This is a genomic window from Prevotella sp. P4-67 (genome assembly GCF_002251325.1).
Taxonomy (GTDB): domain Bacteria; phylum Bacteroidota; class Bacteroidia; order Bacteroidales; family Bacteroidaceae; genus Prevotella.
Window position 1 is genome coordinate 168835 of the sequence record NZ_NPJL01000057.1, and the last position, 20969, is coordinate 189803.

The following is a 20969-nucleotide window of genomic DNA, read 5'->3' on the forward strand; positions in this document are numbered from 1 at the left end:
TTATTTCTGACATATCAAAGAAATGTTCTTGAAAAGACAATAAAAACGAGCAATTTAGCAAAATCTTTGTCGCTGTTAATAGAGCCTCTTGGCCTGGCCGTTGATGATATAAGGCGTGTCGGGCTTCATCCAGTCAGGGAGAGGAGCTCCCTTGAGATAGTGGTTGAAGAAATCAGACAGACGTTTGCTCAGGTCTTTGGCATTCTTACGATTGGAGAGATTATGGGCCTCTCGGTTATATTCAAGCAACCAGGCGGGTTTGCCCAAACGGCGGAGTGCCATAAACATCTCAATACCCTGATAATAGGGGACGGCACCATCAGCATTGTTGTGCATGATGAGCACAGGGGTCTTTACCTTGGGGTAATCGAAGATGGGAGAGTTCTCTATGTAGAGGTCGAAGCCGCTCCAGAGGTCTTTGCCAATACGGCTCTGTGTCTGCTCATACTGGAATTGGCGGCTTATTCCTGTGCCCCATCTGATGCCTCCATAAGCACTTGTCATATTGCAAACGGGAGCACCGGCTCCACCTGCAGCAAACATATCAGTGTGGGCTATGAGATAAGCTACCTGATAGCCACCCCAACTTTGACCCTGGATGGCCATGTGGGAACTGTCCACCCACTTATTGGCTGCAAGAGCTTTGGCGCCGGCCACAATACAATTGTAAGCAGATTTGCCAGGATGACCTACCTTATAAACCACATCGGGAACGAAAACAATGTATCCGTTGCTTACAAAGTAAGGGATGTTAACGATGCTGCGGCTGGGCGCAGGACTGAAGTAACGGTAGAGTGACTCGCTATTGCGCTCATAGAAATAGACAATGACCGGATATTTCTTGTTGGGATCAAAGTTGTCTGGCTTATAGAGCACACCGTCGAGTGGGGTGCCGTCAAATGCCTTCCACTGGAAGAGCTCGGGCTTACCCCAAGCATAGTCTGCCTGCTGGGGATTGATGTTGCTCAACTGAGTCCACTTGTCGTTGACGAGCCAAAGATTCATAGGAACTTCAAAGTTACCCTTGCATACCATGAACGTGTTGGCAGAATCGGCCTTGCACAGGCTGGTATAAGTATACTTTCCATATTCGAGTTGCTGCAGGTTGGCATTCAAATCTGTCTTTGCGAAGCCGTTCTCCTTGGTGCGGTAGTTGTATACCGAAAGATATATAGGCTGGCAGGCGTCGAAGCCAACTTTGTCTGTAGAAGGCTGAAGGTTGCGGAAACGGTATTGTATGCTATCCTTGCGTCCGTTGCCCTGAGTGAGGTTAAGTGGTTTGTTGCCGTCGAGAGGGATATACCATAGGTCGAAACGGTCGGTGAGAATCATACCACGATTGTCGGAAGTCCATACAACGCCGGCGTAGGGAGCCGCTTCGCTGGGGGTGTCTGTGTCTTCGTTGTAGAATGGCACCTTGAGTGATTCTGTAATGTTGGCAATCTTATGGGTAGAGGTGTTGGCAAGCATCCAGTGATGCTTTTCCAAGTCAAACCATGCGGCGTGTTTGCCATCAGGTGAAATGGTTTCGCCCGCAGTTTTGCAGTCGGCAATCTGGGTGCGCTTACCTGTATAGGTATCTATGACAGAGATGCGCTTCTTGGTCTGAATATCCCATTGCTGCTCGAGTATGCGTCCTGTATTGTCCACGGAAAGGGCCGTATTTGTAACACTGAGGTCGGGGAATAGCAGTCGGTCGTAGTAAGACTGCCCAAGACGGATGAAGTTGCCTTCGTTGTCAATGGTGCATGTTACCTGCGAGGTGCCGTTCTTCAGTTCTCCTAATTTGAACATCGGTGGAATCAGGTCGGCATCATAGCGCCAAATGCTGGGCTCGGCGGTCTCGAAGTCATACTTGGTTTTGTCGTCTGGAGCTACATAGGGCATAATGCCAACCATAATGCGATTGCCGTTACGGGTGTAGTATGGATTTGACTTGTCGGTAATTCCCCAACCATCAATGAGTTTTGATGAATCATCACTGCTTACAACCGTACGGAGTCCTCCCTGAAGACGGTATTCATAGAGTGAACAGTGGCGGCTACCAGAGGGTATGGTATCTGTGGCTGCCATAAACATAAGTCTGTCGCCTGTCCAGTTGAATTTTGGCGATGACATGAATGTGGCTTCTGCCGAGACGCTCCGAATATCCAGGTTCGACAGATTGGCGAGTTTCATGATATTATGGTTCTTCTTGTCGCGGGCAACGTATGCCATCTGTGAACCTTGGGCATTGATTTCGTAACCAGCTACACAGCGCATACGCACGGTGTCGCCTGTGGCAAAGGTGTAGAGCAACATGTCATTGGCAGCATCCTTGTCCACCTTGGCCTTGGGAGCCTCATCCTTTGTCTTTTTGTTCTTTTTCTTCTTTTTAGCTTTCTCCTTTTCGGCTATCATAGATGGCTCTGGAGTCTTATAGGTCAGAGCAATGGCAACTACAGGCTGCTCTACTCGTCCCATGCTATATCCGCTGACGTTGGCGATTTTCTTAATGTTTCCATCATTGATGTCTATGATAGCCACAGAATCCTTGGGCATATCGGCTGCTTTCTTCTTCTTGATTTTAGCATCACGTGTCTGCGAGAACAATGGCTTAATCTGCGCCACTACATATTTCTCGTTTGAGGTGATTCTTGCTCTGTAGCCTCTGGGGAGTGTGATGAGGCGACCGTTGCGGTTGTCGCGGATGTAGAGTGTGCCGTCGCCTTGTTGTGGATTAACTTCCCATAGGCTTACATTGCCTTTTGAGGAAAGAAAAGCAGATTTTACGCTCTGCCAAGCATCATACACATCGTGGGTAAGGGGCTTCTTCTGAGCCCAACCATACTGGATGGCGAGAGCCATCAAGATTAAGAACAACAGTGATTTCTGTTTCATTGGGTATTAAATGAAGTTAGAGTATTAGTAGCCATTCCCATCGGACGAAGTAATCATAAAGACTGATGCAACATGCGGATAGGGGATGGCCACATTGATTGTTAATAAATAGGTGAATTCTACTTTATGCCTCTTGCATTGAGGGCTTTGCTATACTTGGCAGCATTGGCCTGATGGTCCTTATAGTTGCTGGCAAAATTATGAGTACCACTGAAGTCTTCCTTCGCGCACATATATATATAATTATGGTGTACCATATTGAGTACTGCGTCTATGCCTGCCACGGTAGGAATGCGGATGGGGCCTGGAGGCAGACCTGTGTTGACGTATGTGTTGTATGGACTTTGCGTTTGTAGCATATTGTGGTAAATGCGTTTCAACGCAAACTGCTTGAGCGCGAATTTGATAGTAGGGTCGGCCTGCAGCGGCATGCCATTTGGGTATTCTCCATCGCGCATCATCAGGCGATTGTAATACATACCAGCCACCATGGGCTTCTCGGCATTGTTGGCAGTCTCTTCGTCTACTATACTTGCAAGGGTGATAACCTCTATGGGTGTTAGTTTCAGACGCTGCGCCTTAGCCATACGGTCTTCATTCCAGAATGAATCACTCTCCTTCTTCATGCGCTTGAGGAGTTTGGAGAGAGATATGTTCCAGTAGACCTCATATGTATTTGGTACAAACATACATGTGATAGTCTCAGGTGTGTAGCCGTAAGTCTTACAGGTATCTGGGTTGACAAGGGCCGCATGGAGTGTGGCACTGTCAAGCATGAGCTTGGTTGTGAGCTCTTCTGCCAAATCTTCCACCGTACGTACCGAGGGGACTGTGAGGTGCACGGGAGATTGCATGCCTGCTTTGAGTCTTCTAAAAAGCTGGAATGCCCCTATTGATGTGGTTATCTCGTAGCGTCCGGTCTTAATGATTTCTGGGTAATCGCTGTGTCTTACAAGCGTGCTCAATCCTTGCATACCGTGACGCGAGGCTATCGGGGTAAGTTTGGTGAATACCGAGTCGATGTTATCGTCCTGGTCTATGTACAGATATTCTGTTGTGGAAGAAACGGAGAAGGCCGAGAAGAAGTAGTAATATGCAAATCCCGACATGACCGCAAGGCAGGTCAATGCCATGACGATATACTTCTTATTGCTTTTTGTAAGTGGTTTCATCTTTATACTAATTAGTTTCATGCAAAGTTAGCGAAAAGCCATTGGAGAACAAAATAAAATGATTTATTTTTTGCCCGTGAGAGTAGCTGTTTCCCGTGGTTTGCCATAAAGATAAGGATAAGGCCAATAATTAGCATTTTTTATAGTTGCTCAGGATAGATGAGTGGGGAATAATTGTTACCTTTGCCGATGTTTGGAGGATATACAATGGAATATCAGACATATATTTTTGACCTTGATGGTACGCTGCTCGATACATTGCATGACTTGGCAGCGAGTACCAATTATGCTCTTCGTACTTATGGCATGCCCGAACACAGCGAAGATGATGTAAGAAGATTTGTAGGTAACGGAGTGAAGAAACTTATGGAGCGGGCTATACCCGAAGGGACGGATAATCCGCTCTTTGACGATGCCTATGCCTGTTTTCGTCAGCATTATCTCAAGCACAATCTCGACACCACGGCGCCCTACGAGGGAGTGATGCCTATGCTGAAAGAACTCAAGAAACGTGGAAAGAACATTGCTGTGGTGAGCAATAAGTTTTATGCCGCCACACAAGAGCTATGCCGTCATTTTTTTGGCGAATATGTAGCGGTGGCGATTGGTGAACGCGAGAATATTCGTAAGAAACCTGCTCCTGATACGGTAGAGGAGGCCCTAAGACAACTTGGGGCAAGTAGGGATGGTGCAGTGTATATTGGCGACAGTGATGTGGATATTGAGACCGCTCGCAACTGTAATATGCCTTGCATCAGTGTGCTGTGGGGATTCCGTTCTCGCGATTTCCTCATCGAGCATGGTGCCCAACGCTTGGTAGAGACGCCAGAAGAAATTCTATTATAAAAAGATTGCAATCTATTGGAGAGATTGCAATCTTGCGATGTATTTTCCGAGAATATCAAACTCTATATTGACCGTAGAGCCTACTGTGATTTCACCAATATTGGTATGCTCGCGTGTGTAGGGGATGATGGCAACGCGGAAACTGTTGTCCGTGGGCTGACATACAGTAAGTGATACGCCATTGACTGTTACTGAGCCTTTGTCCACAGTAAAGTAGCCACGATGGGCCATAGCCCTGTCGTAATGGTAGGTAAAATCGTAATAGGTACTGCCGTCGGCATCGGTCACGGCAGTGCATTGTGCGGTTTGGTCCACGTGTCCTTGTACGATATGCCCATCGAGGCGTCCGTTCATGAGCATCGAGCGTTCTATGTTAACGTGGCTGCCAACGGTAAGCATACCTAAATTAGAACGATCGAGTGTCTCTTTCATCGCGGTGACCGTATAGCAATCACCATCGATAGCCACTACTGTAAGGCAGACGCCGTTGTGGGCTATGCTTTGGTCTATCTTGAGCTCAGCGGTGAACGAGCATCTCAGGGTGATATGTATATTCTCTTGTTCTCTGACGATGGCTGTGGCTGTGGCCATCTCTTCTACTATTCCACTAAACATGCTGTAATCGTATTATTGGGTAAAAAAATAAAGAAGGGGTTGCACGATGATGTGATGATAAGTCCGAGTAAATAAGATTTGAGTGCCCTCCGCCTTTGTAATCCACCGGTCTTTCGACTTAGTTCCCATGAGGGAGTTTATATGGCCCGCCATTGACAAGAGGAGCTTTCTCGGTAATTGTTTTAAATGTGATGACTATCCCGATCGAATCGGTGCAACCCCTGTTTTGTGCATGCAAAATTACAACATATCGCTCATTTTACAAAACTATTGTCTGACTTTTTTCGTGTCAGATTAAATCAACTGTTGATAGCGATGTCCTGGATGATTTCGCCCAAAGTGGGGTGGATGTGCACAATATCAGCAAGTTGTGCAAGCGTGACATCCTGGTTCATGAGGGCGGCTATCTCCTGTACCATATCGGCTGCATGGGCACCCAGAATGTGGCAACCTATTATGCGGCCCTCGTCATCTGTTACAATTTTGGCCAGACCTTCGGTTGCTTCATCTGCCAGAGCCTTACCGTTGGAGCGATAGAACCCTTTGTGCACTTTGCATGTAATACCCTCCTTCTTGCAGGCATCATCAGTAAGTCCGACGGTAGCGACTTCCGGGTCTGTAAATACCGCGGATGGCATGATGTCAAGACGGATAGAGTCTGCCCGTTGAAGTATGTGGTTAACTGCACGGAACCCCTGGAATGTGGCAGCGTGGGCGAGCAAAGCCTTACCGTTGACGTCGCCGATGGCATAGATACCTGTTACCGATGTCTGCATATTGTTGTCGGTGACGATACCTCTGCGGTCATACTCTATGCCCAATGCCTGCAATTCGTCTTCATCAAGATTGGGTTTGCGACCAGTTGCCACTAACACGGCGTCGGCTTGAAGAGATGCAATGCTCTCTACACTATAACCCATGTTGAATTTGATACCGTCTTTTTCCATCTTCTTGCGGAGGCGCTTAGCGAGGTCCTTGTCTATCATAGGCAGACATTCCTTGAGGAATTCATAGACTTCCACCTCTACACCCATACGATGAAAGATGGCGGCAAACTCCATGCCTATCACGCCTGCTCCTACTACGGCAAGGCGCTTGGGGAGCGACTTTAGTTGTAGCAGTTGGGTAGATGTCATCACTTCTGGTCTGTCGATGTCGCTGATGGGTGGCATCTTGGCGCTGCTGCCAGTAGCGATGATGATGTTGTCGGCGCTATAGGTCTCTGTTCCTGCCTCTACAGTGCCGGGGGCGGTGATACGGGCATGGGCCTTGACCATTGTGACATGGGGCTGCGACATGAGTATCTCCACTCCCTGACGCAGCTGTGCGCTAACTTCCTCCTTTCGTAGCATGGCCTGCTCAAATGGGGTGCCTTTGAGGGAGTCGTGAACCAGGCATTTGGTGGGTATACATCCCTCGTTAAGGCACGTTCCTCCGGCCTGACGGTCTTCAAAGATGATGACTTCCAGTCCGTGCTGTGCTGCATATTGGGCGGCCCGGTAACCTCCGGGGCCGCTTCCAATGATAATCAGATCAGTCTTTGTCATTGACCAATTGTTTATAGGTGAGTATAGGATGCTTGGCAGCCAGAACGTCGTCAACACGAGAGATTGGCGCATTGTGGGGAGCTGTCTTCACCACATCTGGGTTTTCCTTGGCTTCCTGTGCAATCTGTCGCATCACGTGGATGAAGCTGTCGATAGTCTGTTTGCTCTCATTCTCTGTGGGCTCAATCATCATAGCCTGATGGAAGAGGAGTGGGAAGTAGATAGTGGGAGCGTGGTAGCCATAATCAAGCAGACGCTTGGCCACATCCATCGTGGTAACATCGGTAGATTTGTCCTTGAGTCCGTCGAATACGAATTCGTGCTTGCAGAGTCCCTCAATGGGTAGCTCGTAGACGTCTTTGAGACTTTCCTTGATGTAGTTGGCATTGAGGGTGGCCAAAGGACCAACCATCTTGACATTCTCGTGACCCAAAGTAAGTATATAGGTATAGGCGCGCAGAATCACTCCGAAGTTTCCAAGCCATGCTCCTACATGGTTGTGGCTATCGTTTGTAACAGTGAACTTGTCGCCATGCTTAACCACGTGGGGCGAGGGAAGGTATGGCTCCAGTCCGCTGCGCACACCAACGGGGCCGCTTCCCGGACCACCGCCTCCATGGGGCGTAGAGAATGTCTTGTGGAGATTGATGTGCATAACGTCAAATCCCATATCTCCAGGGCGGCATGCACCGAGCATGGGATTGAGGTTGGCTCCATCATAGTACATCAGTGCACCGCAGTCGTGTACCAGTTTCGCAATCTCAGGTATCTTTGTTTCAAAAAGACCAAGTGTGTTGGGATTGGTCATCATCATTGCAGCAATGTCATCTCCCAATAGTGGCTTGAGGTCTTCCACGTCAACCACGCCTTCGGCTGTACTCTTGACTTCCACAATCTCCAGTCCGCATACAGCTGCTGATGCAGGGTTAGTACCATGGGCTGAGTCGGGCACGATTACCTTCTTGCGCTTGGTATCACCACGTTGCTGGTGATAGTTGCTGATAATCATCAGTCCGGTGAGCTCTCCGTGAGCACCGGCAAAGGGATTCAGAGTGAAGTCAGCCAATCCGGTAAGTTCGGCAAGCGACTGCTGTAGGTTGTATTCTACCTCGAGGGCTCCCTGGCAGCTATCTGTAGACTGGGCGGGATGGAGGTTGGCAAACTGTGGGAGGTTGGCTATTTCCTCATTGATGCATGGATTGTACTTCATCGTACAACTGCCGAGAGGATAGAAACCATTGTTGACGCCAAAGTTGTTGCCGCTAAGATTTGTGTAGTGTCTTACAACGGTCAGTTCGTCACACTCGGGCAATTCTGCATCGTGCTGACGGCGCTGGCTGTCAGGGAGTGCATGATGGCCGAAGTGGTTGCGGGGCAGGCTGTAGCCTCGGGTGCCGGGGCGTGACAGCTCAAATATGAGGTTTCCGTATAATCTACTGTTCATGACACAAACTAATTAAAAGGTCAACTTCTTCTTTGGTGCGTTTCTCCGTTACGGCCATCATGATGGTATGGTCACCGATTTTGATACCTCCCAAAATGCCATTTGCTTCGAGTCTGTTCAGGAGTTGGTCTACATCTCCCTTGTAATCGATGCAGAACTCATTGAAGAAAGGCTGGTCGAAAGTGGGGGAGAAGCTATCGCTCTTGAGCAGATTGTCGTAGAGATAGTGGGCTGCGTCATAGGAGAGTTGGGCAGCTTCTTTCAGACCTTCCTTGCCCATCAAGCTCATGTAAATGGTCACAAAGAGAGCCATGAGTGACTCGTTGCTGCAAATGTTGCTGGTGGCTTTCTGACGGCGTATGTGTTGCTCGCGAGCCTGCAATGTGAGTACGAAGGCGCGTCGTCCGTCGTGGTCGGTGGTCTTGCCAACGATGCGTCCCGGCATCTTGCGCATCATCTTCTCTGTACAGCACATGTAGCCTACCGAGGGGCCTCCGTAGGTCATTGGAATACCGAGTGACTGTCCGTCGCCTACAGCAATGTCAGCGCCCCATTCTCCTGGGGTCTTGAGGAGGGCCAGGTCGGTTGCAATACTGTTGATGATGAAGAGGGCTTTATGGTCGTGACAGAGGTCAGCCATACCTGTAAAGTCTTCGATGATGCCATATCGGTTGGGCTGCTGTACTACTACGCCTGCCACGGGAGCTTCGTCAACGAGCGAAGCAAGGGCTTGGCGTGAGGTCACTCCGTCTTGAGCGGGAATCGTAACGAGTTCCACTCCGTGGTAATGGGCATAGGTGTCCACTACACTGCGAGTTTTGGGGTCGAGTGTCTCAGATACGAGCACACGGTTCGATTTCTTGCTCGAGGCGTTAGCCATGAGTACAGCTTCCGCTGTAGCAGTGGTGCCGTCATACATTGATGCGTTGGAGATTTCCATTCCGGTGAGTTCGCTCATCATCGATTGGTATTCGAAGATGTAGTGGAGGGTACCTTGTGAAATCTCGGCCTGGTAGGGGGTGTAGCTTGTAAGAAACTCGGAGCGTGCTATCAGTGAAGGAATGGCTGACGGGGTGTAGTGGTCATAGATTCCGGCTCCGGCAAAGCATACAAGCTGCTTGTTGTTCTGTGCCAACTTGCCTATAAACTGGCGTACTTCCACCTCGCTCATTGCGTCGGGCAGTCGGTATTCGCCTTTATAGCGTATTTCGTCGGGCACTTCCGCATAGAGGTCATCCAGCGAGCCCGCGCCTATCTTGGCCAGCATTTCGCGGATGTCTTCCTCTGTCTGTGGAAAATATTTGTATGCCATAACTTGAATGGTTGTGTCAGTGTGATTAAACCTTTTATTTGGTCATTTCGGCGTAGGCCTTGGCGTCCATAAGATTGTCGAGCTCCGATGGGTCGCTGAGCTTTACTTTTATAATCCAGTTGCCGAAGGCATCTTCGTTGATTTTCTCGGGTTGGTCTTCGAGCTCTTCGTTAACTTCTACCACAGTTCCGCTGACGGGGGAGAGCAAATCAGAAGCAGCTTTGACGCTTTCTACAGCACCAAATTCTTCGCCGGCAGTCACTTCGTCGTCAACTTCGGGCATATCTACATATACTACGTTGCCCAATTCGTGCTGAGCATAGTCTGTGATGCCTACGTAGCCGAATTCGCCTTCTACTTTTACATACTCGTGTGACTCTGCATAATAGAGTCCTTCCATTACTGTTGCCATAGTTTTTTTCTTTAATAGTGATTATTGATTTTTGTGTTGTTGGGGTGGGGTGGTTATGCCTTGTGGTAGTGCTTCTCGTAGAACTTCTTCTTGACAACCTTACCGGGGAAGGTTTTCTTGCGTATTTGAACTTCTACGGTGTCACCCATCTGGATGCTGCTGTCGACAAGAGCTACGGCGCAACTCTTATCAACGGAAATCAGTCGGTAGCCTGTAGTCACTTCGCCTACTTCCACACCATCTTTGAGCACCTTGTAGCCATGTCGGGGCACGGCGTGTCCCTCGAGTTCTATTCCGCGAAGACGCTTACTTACTCCTTCGGCTTTCTGTTGTGCCAGGGCTTCGCGACCAATGAATTCTTCTTTGTCGAGTTTGCAGAACATGGAAAGGCCGGCCATGACGGGAGAGATGTCCTGACTGAGCTCGTCACCGTAGAGTGGCAGTCCAACCTCGAAGCGGAGTGTGTCGCGACAACCCAGTCCGCAAGGTTTGCACTGGCCACTTTCAATCAGTTTGTCCCATGCCTGACGTATATAGTCGTGGCTTCCGTAGATCTCAAATCCATCTTCGCCGGTATATCCGGTACGTGATACGATAATCTCTTCTCCATCAGCCAGAGTAATGGTCTTGACGGTGTAGAAAACGAGGTCATTGCAGTCGAGGCCCAGAATGTCGAGCATCACCTGTGGCGATTCAGGACCTTGCACGGCCAGCTGGCCATAACGGTCAGAGCAGTGGTCGAGTGTGATGGCAAATCCCTCGGCGTGGCCTTTCATCCATTCCACATCTTTGTCAATGTTGGCAGCATTGATGACGATGAAATAGTCTTGATGTCCCATCTTGTAGACGAGCAAATCATCTACGGTGCCACCGTTGGGGTAGCACATCATGCCATAGTATATTTTGCCCTGTGGGGCGTCCTTGATGTCGTTGGTGAATATGTGGTTTACATATTTTTCGGCGTCTGGACCGCTTACGCGTACTTCGCCCATGTGTGACACATCGAATACACCGCAGTGTTGTCTTACTGCCTGATGCTCATCGATGATGGAGCTGTACTGTATCGGCATGTCAAAACCGCCGAAGGGAGAGATGAGTGCGCCCAGCGCTACATGTTTGTCATAGAGACACGTTTTCTTGTTTTCCATATCTTGTCTGTTAATGTTATTAGTCTGCGATTCCGATAAACTGCGGGTCAAGGTATTCGAGTTCTATCTCTCTCACCTTTTCGCGGTCATGCTCTGTCAGCGTATAGGTCGTTTGACAGAGGTGCTGGCGTATCTTTGCGCGTATATCTGCAAAGGGCAGTGGAGTATAGTCTTTAAGCAGGCAGATGCGTTGACGTACACTCTCTACGCCATGACGGTCGAGCTTCTGCCGTGAGGGGGTAATGGCGTGCATCATATGCTCCATATCTGTATCGTAGAGCAGAGTGCCATGGGCGATGATGCTGCCTGGCAGCCGGTAGATGGCATTGCCCGACACCTTGCGGTCGCCAATCATGATGTCGTTGTGGTCGTTGGGATGAGCGTCGATACCTATTTCCTGCAGAGTGTCGGCTACCATTCGCATATATCTGCTGAACGTATCGGTCACATTGGCGTCAGGAGTTATATAGGAGAGCATCACGTTGCTTTGGTCAGCATAGACACATCCACCTCCGCTCTTGCGGCGGTAAGTTTGTATGCCATGCTCGATACAGTATTCTATATTTACCTCGTTCTGAGGAACCTGATTGCGTCCGAATATTACGGAGGGCTCCACTTGCCACATGAAGAAGCAATCGTCTTGATGTAACAAATGGCGTGCTATATATTCTTCCATGGCGAGATAGAAACTCAGCCGGTGGGTCTGTTCATCGCCTGTTTCGATATAAGTCATTGTCTATATTTCTATATCTTGTTGTCTATATTCTATATCTTGTTTAATCAGTTGCAAATATAGTAATAAAATGCTGAAAAGAAAAAATAAAATGCTGAAAAGAAAAAGGAAAGTCATGAAAAAAATAAATTAAAGCACGCACTTCACTTTATCTTCATAAATTTGTCACAAATACCAAATATAAACCAAAATGTGAATAGATAGAAAAATAATATAATCGCCATTATGTTAAATAAATATTATGACTGCATGTCCTATTCTTTTCTCGAATACTGCGGAATGGCAGAAAATAACAGTGCTCTCATTTAATACATTCTGTTTGTTTCGCTTCAGTTCTGATTTTTGTTGCTTCGGGCGTAGTAAATATGAATGTGTAGTCTTTTTTAGTGGTTAAACTTTTAGCCGTGTTAGTTTCACTTGATGGCAATTTGTCATTCCATGTTATCAATGCCTCTGTAATTTTTCGATTAATCAATGTGGCCTATCTCGAGTTTATTTCCTAACTTAGTATTGTGACTATAGCTGTCGTGGAATTAAAGTTTTTTAATACTTCTCTAAAAATTGGGAGCGAATTGTTTGTATTATTCCCTAAAAGTCCCTACTTTTGCACAATAAAATTGGCATGTGCAATTTTGTACGCCTTTAGATTGTTATAGATTATGTCCATATCCAAGACAAGACAGATGCTGGTTGACGTAGCTCGTCAGCTGTTTGCCAAGAAAGGTATAGCTAACACCACTATGAACGACATTGCAGTCGCTTCAGGCAAAGGTCGCCGAACCCTCTATACATACTTTAATCGTAAAGAGGAAATCTTTTCTGCTGTCATTGAGTCTGAATTGGAGCGTTTGTCTGAAAAACTTGATGAAGTGGCAAACAAGAAGATTCCCCCACAGGAAAAAATCATCGAACTTATATATACACATCTCAGCATGATACGCGAAACGGTTGTACGCAATGGAAATCTGCGTGCAGAATTCTTCCGTAATATATGGATGGTCGAAAAAGTTAGAAAGAATTTTGACGAATACGAGATTGAGCTCTTCCGTAAGGTTTATTCTGATGGTAAGGCTGACGGAGAGTTTGATATAGACAACGTGGATCTGGTCGCAGACATCACGCACTATTGTATCAAAGGACTCGAAGTGCCTTTCATATACGGACGATTAGGCCACGGTCTCAACGTGGAAACAAGCAAGCCGCAGGTGGCAAAGGTGGTATATGGAGCCTTGGGTAAAAGTCGTGAATTCATGGATAAGCGATAGATTATAGGAACATTATAAAATTTACTTTAATATTAGATTAACATGGGATTATTAACAGGTAAAACTGCTCTTATCACAGGAGCAGCACGCGGCATCGGAAAAGCTGTCGCAATGAAATTTGCCACAGAAGGCGCAAACATCGCATTTACCGACCTCGTGCTCAACGACGATATGGCCGCTGGACTCGAAGCAACACGTAAGGAAATCGAAGCTCTGGGCGTAACATGTCGTGCATATGCTGGCAATGCCGCTGATTTCGAGGAGACAGAAAAAGTAGTAAAGCAGATTCATGCTGATTTCGGCAGCATCGACGTATTGGTCAACAATGCTGGTATCACTAAGGATGGACTGATGCTCCGTATGTCGGAAGCTCAGTGGGATGCAGTACTCAATGTAAACCTTAAGTCTGCATTCAACTTCATCCATGCTTGTGCCCCCATTATGTTGCGTCAGCGTGGTGGTTCAATCATCAACATGTCTTCTGTAGTTGGAGTTCATGGTAATGCTGGCCAGTGTAACTACTCTGCCTCAAAGGCGGGTATGATTGGATTGGCAAAGTCAATTGCACAGGAACTTGGACCTAAGGGCGTTCGTGCAAATGCAGTAGCACCAGGTTTCATTGAGACACCTATGACAGCTCAGCTTTCTGAGGATATCCGCAAAGACTGGATGAAGAAGATTCCTCTGCGTCGTGGCGGACAGACCAACGACATTGCTAATGTATGTCTGTTCCTCGCTTCAGACATGTCATCATACGTAAGTGGCCAGGTAATACAGGTTGACGGCGGCATGAATATGTAATGGAAGTAGTATACGAAGACAATCATATCATTATCGTCAACAAGCAGAGTGGCGAGATCGTTCAGGGAGATAAAACCGGCGATCGCCCTCTCTCGGAGACGGTGAAAGAATATATTAAGGTGAAGTACCACAAACCGGGGAACGTATTCCTCGGTGTGGTGCATCGCTTAGATAGACCTGTAAGTGGGTTAGTTGTCTTTGCTAAAACATCTAAGGCTCTTGCACGTCTCAATGAAATGTTCCGCAAGGGAGACGTACACAAAACCTATTGGGCAATAGTGAAAAACACACCAATACAGAGTGAAGCCGAACTGAATAATTGGATAGTGCGTAACGAGAAACAAAATAAAAGCTACGCCTATGATCACGAAGTAAAGAACTCTAAGAATGCCTGTTTGCGGTATTCCGTGCTGGCAAGAACAGACAGATACACCTTGCTTGAAGTGCATCTTATGACTGGAAGGCATCACCAGATAAGATGTCAGCTGAGCCATATGGGCTGCCCTATCAAGGGCGACCTGAAATATGGTTTTCCGCGATCTAACCCTGATGGCAGCATTTCCCTCATGGCCAAGCGTATTGAGTTTGTTCATCCGGTATCTAAAGATACAATACAGGTGGAAGCCCCTACCCCATCTGATGCTTTGTGGAAGGCATTGGCCGAAAGCATTTGATCAAGAATGTCGTTATAGGCTAACGCTTTAGCCGTTTGTACTGTTCCAACAGAGCTGCACGTGGTACACCGTGGACTACCATCCAATCAAGATCGGCTTTGGCAGCATCTAATTTACCCAAGCGGATATACAAATCTATACGATTCAGACGGTAATCAGTGTTGCCCGGAGATTTCTTCAATGCCATCGTGTAATCGTCTAATGCTAAATCATACATTCCTCGCTCAATTTCCATACCGCCTCGGGCAGCATACGCAAGTGCACTGTCGGGATATTGGCTAACAAGGCGATTAATTTGGTCAAGGGCCAGCGTGTATCTTTTGTCCTTTTGATTGAGAAGGGCTAAGCCGAGTTGCGCTTCAAAGTTTCCGGGTACAAGTAGAAGTAGGTTTTCATAGTCCATACGGGCAAAGTTGTAACGTCTCAACTGCTCGTTGACATATGCCCGGTAGTACAGGCCTGCGATATTGGTGGGTTGGAGCGCCAACACCTTATCATAAGCATCTTTGGCATAATTCCACTCACCCAACTCGATATTCCAGGCAGCTTTCTTGAGCAGCAAGTCTATCGAATCGGGATGGAATGCAAGTTCGTTGACGGCAATCTTCAAACTGTCTCGCAGCGGATTGGTCTTTTGTGCATAACCCATGTCGCAGATTATACAAAGGGCAGCCGTCAACAATAGTTTTGATACTTTCATAATTAAAGTTTTATATCTTAGAATGGCATGTCTGGCGGTGGAAACGAAGTGTCATCACTCAACGGGTCATTCATGCGACTGCCGATAATTTCCCCGTTGGGACCTTGAGGTTCAGGACCATTCTCGTTTTCTGGGTTTTGAAAGCGTGTAAACTCGCCCTTGAAGGTAAGAAGCACATCACCAGTTGCTCCTTTACGGTGTTTGGCAATGATAATCTGCGCCATTCCATGCAGGTCGCGTCCCTTGTCATCCTGGAAGATATGATAATATTCAGGACGATGTACAAACATTACCATATCCGCATCCTGCTCAATGGCTCCCGATTCACGCAAGTCGCTAAGTTGTGGACGCTTTCCCTCGACTCCTTCACGACCTTCTACAGTACGGTTGAGCTGAGAGAGAGCCAAAATGGGAATGTCCAATTCTTTAGCCAGACCCTTGAGTGACTGCGATATTTTGGCAACCTCCTCTTGACGGCTACCGAAACGCATACCATTTGCGTTCATCAACTGTAGGTAGTCAATCATTATAATCTTCACCCCTTTTTCGCGTACCAATCGCCGAGCTTTGGTTCTTAATTCAAAGATAGACAATCCGGGTGTGTCATCGATATAGATAGGTGAACCCTGGAGTTTTCGTATGTCCTTGTCAAGACGCTCCCACTCGTCATGGGACAATTGACCGTTAAGCATTTTGCTGCCCGAAATGGAGCAAACGTTGGAAATAAGGCGGTTGACAAGCTGGACATTGCTCATTTCAAGTGAGAAGAAAGCAATGGGGAATTTATAGTCTACAGCAATGTTTTTGGCAAGTGACAGAGCGAAAGAAGTTTTACCCATTGCAGGACGTCCGGCTATGATGACAAGGTCTGATTTCTGCCAGCCACTGGTCTTCTCATCAAGTTTGGTATAGCCTGTTGGTACTCCAGTAAGACCTCCTGTGGTTTCGGCGGCCTTCTGAAGCATTTCGATAGCCTTATTGATAACCGGATCAACCTGTACATAGTCCTTCTTCATGTTATTCTGCGACAACTCAAACAGGCTTCCCTCTGCCTCCTGCATCAGTTCGTTGACATCAATGGACTCGTCAAAGGCTTTGGTCTCAATGTTGCCTGCATAAGAAATAAGTTGGCGTGCCAAGAACTTTTGCGCCAGGATATGTGCATGGTATTCAATATGAGCAGACGAAGCCACGTCATGGCTTAACTGGAGTACATACGAGGGACCTCCGATGTCATCAAGAGTGCCTTCGCGTTTTAATTCTTCTATAACTGTAGAGATATCAACAGGATGCTCATCCACATTAAGCGTTTGGATAGCTTGATATATTTTTTGGTTGCGTGGTTCATAAAACGTCTGAGGTTTTAAAAACTCAGAAACTACTGAAAATGCATCTTTGTCTATCATCAAGGCGCCCAATACCAACCTTTCCACATCCAGGGCTTGGGGCTGCAAGTGACCATACGAGGTATCAATTGTTGTCGAAGACGCTTTGCGGCGAGTAGAATTATTATTATCTGCCATAATCAAAAATTTGGGATTGCAAATGTACGAAAAGAATTTGAGCTGACATAACAAGATGTTTCTTTTTAGATAGATTTAACGCTATCGCCATCTATCCTCCCGACCGATATCCTTACTCTGGTTGTTCTTGTAACGCATATGGAAAATCTCCCGAATGTTATGGGCAAAAAAAAGATTGATTGTCTCACGACAACCAATCCTTCTAAACCTTAATAATCTAATACCATGAAAAACACACTGCAAATTTAATAATTATCATATATTTATGCAAGTATTTTTGCGCAAATTTTGTTCTGTTATAACATCTTTTAACCATAATGTGGCCATTGTGGTGACATTATTCACAAATTTTACGCTTTCAGCTGTTGCCTGTGCGTTTTTTAACATGAGATTTATGATTTATTTCTTTATTTTATGAAAGGCACCGAAGCGAAGTTCGGTCATCCAGCGACCTTCTCTACGCTGCGTATAAATAGTAAACAGAAAGCCGATACTCTCTGGAGATGCGCCGCCTTTATAGAATTTGTTTCCATTTTCCTCGTAATCGGTGCTGATGCCGTAACCATACTTATGGGCCATTACTCTGGCTATAGAGTCGCGCTGTACAACAGCATGGTGTCTTGCGTGGCGGGCAATGAAGAAGCGAGCCTGATTGAAATGATGGTCATCGCTCTTGTTTTCAAAACCGATAATAATCTTGTTGAACCTGAAGCCACGATAGTCTTTATTCAGAAAGACGATGGCTTCATCGTTAACAATGTCGGGTTGGCCCCACATTGTAATAAAGTGTTCAGTTGCTTCCTTTTTAGAAGTTCCAAAATCTATAGTGACGAAACCTTCTCCTAATGCTTCTGTCAATGGCAGAACGCAAAAGATAAAGGATAAAAGAATCTTGATTATCTTCACTCTTATATGTATATATATAATAATGTATTAAATATAAAGAGGTGGAGAATATTATCTCCACCTCTTTTATAATTAAGAATAATGAATTATTCCTCAACAGCAGCCTGCGCGGCAGCAAGACGGGCTATTGGCACGCGGAAAGGTGAACAGCTGGCGTAGTTGAGGCCAATCTTGGCACAGAACTTAACTGAACTGGGTTCGCCTCCGTGCTCACCGCAGATACCGGTAAGCAGGTTTGGACGTACGGCACGACCCTTTTCTACAGCCATCTTAACCAACTGACCAACACCAGCCTGGTCGAGAACCTGGAAAGGATCGACCTTCAGAATCTTCTTCTCAAGATATACGGGCAAGAAGCTGGCGATGTCATCGCGGCTGTAACCGAAGGTCATCTGAGTAAGGTCGTTGGTACCGAAGCTGAAATACTCAGCCTCCTCAGCAATGCGGTCTGCTATTAGGGCGGCACGAGGTATCTCAATCATTGTACCGATTTCAAAGTCAATCTTCTCGCCATACTCCTCGAATACTTCGGCAGCGGCTTTGAGGATAACACCCTTCTGCTGCTTAAACTCGTTGAGTGTACCGATAAGAGGTACCATAATCTCTGGCATAGGATTCTTGCCTTCCTTTTTCAGTTCGCAAGCGGCAGAGAGGATGGCACGAGTCTGCATGGCAGTAATCTCTGGGAATGTGATTCCCAGACGGCAACCACGGTGACCAAGCATAGGATTGTTTTCTGCGAGGCTCTCAACGCGACGCTTGATAGCAGAAACATCCACGCCCATTTGTTTTGCCATAACTTCCTGGCCAGCACGATCGTGGGGAACGAACTCGTGGAGAGGTGGGTCAAGCAGACGGATGTTGACGGGGCAACCATCCATAGCCTCAAGGATACCCTTGAAGTCTGCTTTCTGATAAGGCAACAGCTTGTCAAGAGCGTTCTTGCGTCCCTCGGCACTGTCAGCCAAAATCATTTCACGCATTGCAACAATCTTCTTGTCTTCGAAGAACATGTGCTCAGTACGTGTAAGACCGATACCCTTGGCACCGAATGTGCGGGCTACGGCTGCGTCATGAGGAGTGTCTGCGTTGGTGCGAACCTGCAACTTGGTATACTTGTCGCAGAGGTCCATCAGCTCCTTGAAGTCTCCGCTGAGCTCAGCAGCCTTGGTGGGAACTTCGCCTGCATAAACCTGACCGGTTGAACCATTGAGAGAGATATAATCACCCTCCTTGTAAACGACTCCGTCGATTTCTACAGTTCTTGTCTTATAATCTACATTGATGCTACCTGCACCAGATACACAGCACTTACCCATACCACGGGCAACTACGGCAGCATGGGAGGTCATACCTCCACGAGCGGTAAGAATACCCTCGGCAGATGCCATACCAGCCAAGTCTTCTGGGCTTGTCTCGATACGAACCATAATTACGCGATGGCCGTCGGCGTGCCACTTCTGTGCATCGTCAGCATGGAATACAATCTGGCCACATGCGGCACCGGGAGAAGCGGGCAGACCCTGGGTGATAACCTTAGCCTTCTGAAGCTCAAGTTTGTCGAATACAGGGTGAAGCAGTTCGTCCAGCTTCTGAGGCTCGCAGCGCATGATGGCTGTCTTCTCGTCAATCATACCCTCGTGCAGCAGGTCGATGGCAATCTTAACCATTGCGGTACCGGTACGCTTGCCGTTACGGGTCTGAAGGAACCACAGCTTGCCCTCCTGAACAGTGAACTCCATATCCTGCATATCGCGATAGTGGTGCTCAAGCATATCCTGGAGTTCATTCAGCTGGTTGTAAATCTCAGGCATAGCCTCTTCCATAGAAGGATATTTGCTGACGCGCTCCTCTTCGCTGATACCTGCACGCTCAGCCCAGCGCTGAGAGCCAATCTTGGTAATCTGCTGAGGAGTACGGATTCCTGCAACAACGTCCTCGCCCTGTGCGTTTACGAGATACTCACCATTGAAGAGATTCTCACCGTTTCCGGCATCGCGGCTGAAGCAAACGCCAGTAGCACTGGTTTCACCCATATTACCGAATACCATGGCCATAACGCTAACAGCGGTACCCCACTCGTCTGGAATTCCTTCCATCTTGCGGTACAGGATAGCACGCTCGTTCATCCAGCTGCGGAATACTGCGCAGATGGCACCCCAAAGCTGCTCGATAGGATCATCGGGGAAATCTTTGCCAGTACGTTCCTTGATAGCGGTCTTGAACAGTTCAACCAGTTTCTTCAGTTCCTCTACAGACAAGTCCTTGTCGAGCTTGATACCACGTTCAGCCTTTACGCTTTCAATAATTTCCTCGAATGGGTCGATGTCTTCCTTGTTTACGGGCTTCATCTCGAGAACTACGTCACCATACATCTGTACGAAGCGACGATATGAGTCATATACGAAATGAGGGTTGTTGGTCTTGCGAACCAAACCTTCTGCTACCTCGTCATTAAGACCCAGGTTGAGGATGGTGTCCATCATACCAGGCATAGATGCGCGAGCGCCAGAACGTACACTTACCAACAAAGGATTCTGGACGTCACCAAATTTGGAGTTCATCAGCTCTTCAATGTGCTTGACAGCAGCTGTTACTTCATCGTTCAGAATTTCCTTGATTTTCTCCTGGCCCACCTCGTAATATTCATTACAGCAACCAGTGGTAATTGTGAAACCGGGAGGAACTGGAACTCCGATAAGGTTCATCTCGGCAAGGTTAGCACCCTTGCCGCCGAGTTCCTCTCTCATTTTTGCATTACCTTCGGCTTTACCATTGCCAAAAGTATAGACTCTTTTCTCACTCATATTATCAAATTTATTCAAAAATTATTTAGTTTTTCTATTATTGCAAAGTTACTTCATTTTTAGAATATCTCCAAGTAAATTATTGAAAAATTGACATGTGGAGTTTACATTTTGTGTTTTTGGGTTTGGGCAGCATATTTTCTACAAAAATTATTTACAAATACCTAATTTATTTGTAACTTTG

17 protein-coding genes are annotated in these 20969 nt (G+C 47.0%); 4 read left to right on the forward strand and 13 right to left on the reverse strand.

The annotated features are described in order from the left end of the window. Nucleotides 1-75: 75 nt before the first annotated feature. Together CIK92_RS09635 and mltG are read right to left on the reverse strand one after the other, a co-directional pair. Complete coding sequence (locus CIK92_RS09635; protein ID WP_094388943.1) at nt 76-2880, reverse strand: prolyl oligopeptidase family serine peptidase; 2805 nt, start codon at nt 2878-2880, stop codon at nt 76-78. Between the two features lie 119 nt (nt 2881-2999). Continuing rightward, nucleotides 3000-4052, reverse strand: coding sequence for an endolytic transglycosylase MltG (gene mltG, locus CIK92_RS09640; RefSeq protein ID WP_094386893.1), 1053 nt, complete (start codon nt 4050-4052; stop codon nt 3000-3002). 207 nt (nt 4053-4259) lie between these two features. On the opposite strand from mltG, the gene CIK92_RS09645 reads away from it, so the two are divergent. Then, nucleotides 4260-4898, forward strand: a complete 639-nt coding sequence (locus CIK92_RS09645) for an HAD family hydrolase (protein WP_094386894.1) — start codon at nt 4260-4262, stop codon at nt 4896-4898. Between the two features lie 12 nt (nt 4899-4910). On the opposite strand, the gene CIK92_RS09650 is transcribed toward CIK92_RS09645, so the two are convergent. From CIK92_RS09650 to CIK92_RS09680, 7 genes are all read right to left on the reverse strand, one after another. After that, nucleotides 4911-5513: a riboflavin synthase gene (locus CIK92_RS09650; RefSeq protein WP_094388944.1), complete on the reverse strand. Its 603-nt coding sequence runs from the start codon at nt 5511-5513 to the stop codon at nt 4911-4913. Nucleotides 5514-5812: 299 nt separating this feature from the next. After that, on the reverse strand, nt 5813-7060 hold the full coding sequence (locus tag CIK92_RS09655; protein ID WP_022311424.1) for an NAD(P)/FAD-dependent oxidoreductase: 1248 nt from the start codon (nt 7058-7060) through the stop codon (nt 5813-5815). Further along, entirely contained in the window at nt 7047-8504 is a 1458-nt protein-coding gene (gene gcvPB / locus CIK92_RS09660) for an aminomethyl-transferring glycine dehydrogenase subunit GcvPB (protein ID WP_094388945.1), read from the reverse strand. The genes CIK92_RS09655 and gcvPB overlap by 14 nt, the downstream gene beginning before the upstream one ends. After that, a complete protein-coding gene (gene gcvPA / locus CIK92_RS09665; RefSeq protein WP_094388946.1) occupies nt 8494-9816 on the reverse strand; it encodes an aminomethyl-transferring glycine dehydrogenase subunit GcvPA in 1323 nt (440 codons plus the stop codon). The genes gcvPB and gcvPA overlap by 11 nt, the downstream gene beginning before the upstream one ends. 34 nt (nt 9817-9850) lie before the next feature. Then, complete coding sequence (gene gcvH, locus CIK92_RS09670) at nt 9851-10228, reverse strand: glycine cleavage system protein GcvH (protein ID WP_022311421.1); 378 nt, start codon at nt 10226-10228, stop codon at nt 9851-9853. 53 nt (nt 10229-10281) lie between these two features. Further along, on the reverse strand, nt 10282-11376 hold the full coding sequence (gene gcvT, locus CIK92_RS09675) for a glycine cleavage system aminomethyltransferase GcvT (RefSeq protein ID WP_094388947.1): 1095 nt from the start codon (nt 11374-11376) through the stop codon (nt 10282-10284). A gap of 19 nt (nt 11377-11395) precedes the next feature. Then, the gene (locus CIK92_RS09680; RefSeq protein WP_022311419.1) at nt 11396-12109 is read right to left on the reverse strand and encodes a lipoate--protein ligase family protein; all 714 of its coding nucleotides are present in this window, start codon (nt 12107-12109) and stop codon (nt 11396-11398) included. 659 nt (nt 12110-12768) lie between these two features. On the opposite strand from CIK92_RS09680, the gene CIK92_RS09685 reads away from it, so the two are divergent. Genes CIK92_RS09685 through CIK92_RS09695 form a run of 3 tightly spaced genes read left to right on the forward strand, consistent with a single transcriptional unit; the run spans nt 12769 to nt 14849 of the window. Continuing rightward, complete coding sequence (locus tag CIK92_RS09685) at nt 12769-13374, forward strand: TetR/AcrR family transcriptional regulator (protein WP_094386897.1); 606 nt, start codon at nt 12769-12771, stop codon at nt 13372-13374. Between the two features lie 42 nt (nt 13375-13416). Continuing rightward, nucleotides 13417-14175 (forward strand): 3-oxoacyl-[acyl-carrier-protein] reductase, encoded by a 759-nt coding sequence (fabG, locus tag CIK92_RS09690; RefSeq protein WP_022311417.1) that lies wholly within the window; start codon nt 13417-13419, stop codon nt 14173-14175. After that, nucleotides 14175-14849 carry an RluA family pseudouridine synthase gene (locus tag CIK92_RS09695; protein WP_094386898.1) on the forward strand — a complete coding sequence of 225 codons (675 nt, stop codon included), beginning with the start codon at nt 14175-14177 and terminating at the stop codon, nt 14847-14849. The genes fabG and CIK92_RS09695 overlap by 1 nt, the downstream gene beginning before the upstream one ends. 19 nt (nt 14850-14868) lie before the next feature. Here the strand turns inward: CIK92_RS09695 and CIK92_RS09700 are convergent, their stop codons facing one another. The 4 genes from CIK92_RS09700 to ppdK all read right to left on the reverse strand — a co-directional run bounded on the left by CIK92_RS09700 (nt 14869) and on the right by ppdK (nt 20785). After that, complete coding sequence (locus CIK92_RS09700; RefSeq protein WP_144008161.1) at nt 14869-15549, reverse strand: tetratricopeptide repeat protein; 681 nt, start codon at nt 15547-15549, stop codon at nt 14869-14871. Nucleotides 15550-15566: 17 nt separating this feature from the next. Next, nucleotides 15567-17072 carry a replicative DNA helicase gene (gene dnaB, locus CIK92_RS09705; RefSeq protein ID WP_022311414.1) on the reverse strand — a complete coding sequence of 502 codons (1506 nt, stop codon included), beginning with the start codon at nt 17070-17072 and terminating at the stop codon, nt 15567-15569. Between the two features lie 399 nt (nt 17073-17471). After that, complete coding sequence (locus CIK92_RS09710; RefSeq protein WP_094421311.1) at nt 17472-17978, reverse strand: hypothetical protein; 507 nt, start codon at nt 17976-17978, stop codon at nt 17472-17474. Nucleotides 17979-18064: 86 nt separating this feature from the next. Next, nucleotides 18065-20785, reverse strand: coding sequence for a pyruvate, phosphate dikinase (gene ppdK, locus CIK92_RS09715; protein WP_094386901.1), 2721 nt, complete (start codon nt 20783-20785; stop codon nt 18065-18067). Nucleotides 20786-20969: the final 184 nt, after the last annotated feature.

Coding starts and splice junctions, on each gene's coding strand:
- CIK92_RS09635 (WP_094388943.1), bottom strand. CDS start 2,880: ATGAAACAGAAATCACTGTTGTTCTTAATCTTGATGGCTCTCGCCATC.
- mltG (WP_094386893.1), bottom strand. CDS start 4,052: ATGAAACCACTTACAAAAAGCAATAAGAAGTATATCGTCATGGCATTG.
- CIK92_RS09645 (WP_094386894.1), top strand. CDS start 4,260: ATGGAATATCAGACATATATTTTTGACCTTGATGGTACGCTGCTCGAT.
- CIK92_RS09650 (WP_094388944.1), bottom strand. CDS start 5,513: ATGTTTAGTGGAATAGTAGAAGAGATGGCCACAGCCACAGCCATCGTC.
- CIK92_RS09655 (WP_022311424.1), bottom strand. CDS start 7,060: ATGACAAAGACTGATCTGATTATCATTGGAAGCGGCCCCGGAGGTTAC.
- gcvPB (WP_094388945.1), bottom strand. CDS start 8,504: ATGAACAGTAGATTATACGGAAACCTCATATTTGAGCTGTCACGCCCC.
- gcvPA (WP_094388946.1), bottom strand. CDS start 9,816: ATGGCATACAAATATTTTCCACAGACAGAGGAAGACATCCGCGAAATG.
- gcvH (WP_022311421.1), bottom strand. CDS start 10,228: ATGGCAACAGTAATGGAAGGACTCTATTATGCAGAGTCACACGAGTAT.
- gcvT (WP_094388947.1), bottom strand. CDS start 11,376: ATGGAAAACAAGAAAACGTGTCTCTATGACAAACATGTAGCGCTGGGC.
- CIK92_RS09680 (WP_022311419.1), bottom strand. CDS start 12,109: ATGACTTATATCGAAACAGGCGATGAACAGACCCACCGGCTGAGTTTC.
- CIK92_RS09685 (WP_094386897.1), top strand. CDS start 12,769: ATGTCCATATCCAAGACAAGACAGATGCTGGTTGACGTAGCTCGTCAG.
- fabG (WP_022311417.1), top strand. CDS start 13,417: ATGGGATTATTAACAGGTAAAACTGCTCTTATCACAGGAGCAGCACGC.
- CIK92_RS09695 (WP_094386898.1), top strand. CDS start 14,175: ATGGAAGTAGTATACGAAGACAATCATATCATTATCGTCAACAAGCAG.
- CIK92_RS09700 (WP_144008161.1), bottom strand. CDS start 15,549: ATGAAAGTATCAAAACTATTGTTGACGGCTGCCCTTTGTATAATCTGC.
- dnaB (WP_022311414.1), bottom strand. CDS start 17,072: ATGGCAGATAATAATAATTCTACTCGCCGCAAAGCGTCTTCGACAACA.
- ppdK (WP_094386901.1), bottom strand. CDS start 20,785: ATGAGTGAGAAAAGAGTCTATACTTTTGGCAATGGTAAAGCCGAAGGT.